Below are 258 nucleotides of genomic sequence, written 5' to 3'. Positions count from 1 at the left end.
ACACCGAAGGAAGCCGCCATGATCGACCTGACCCACATCGACGAACTCGCCCGCCGCCTCAGCGGCCTGGTGCCCCCGGGCCTGCGCGGCGAAGCCTCGCAGGATCTCCGCGAGGAGCTGCAGGAAAACTTCAAGGCCGTGCTGCAGTCGGGCCTGGCGAAGCTCGACCTGGTGACGCGCGAGGAATTCGACGTGCAGCGCGCGGTGCTGCTGCGCACGCGCGAGAAGCTCGACGCGCTGGAAGCGCAGGTCCGCCAG

The 258-nt window shown here is 69.4% G+C and carries 1 protein-coding gene; it reads left to right on the top strand.

What is annotated here, in order from left to right:
- Positions 1 to 18 precede the first annotated feature (18 nt).
- On the top strand, positions 19 to 258 hold a 240-nt coding region (gene ubiK / locus SB719_RS21175; protein ID WP_412159890.1), incomplete at its 3' end, for a ubiquinone biosynthesis accessory factor UbiK.

This window comes from Pantoea sp. SIMBA_079 (assembly GCF_046940275.1).
Lineage (GTDB): Bacteria > Pseudomonadota > Gammaproteobacteria > Enterobacterales > Enterobacteriaceae > Pantoea > Pantoea borealis.
This window is presented reverse-complemented; position numbering and strand designations above follow the sequence as displayed.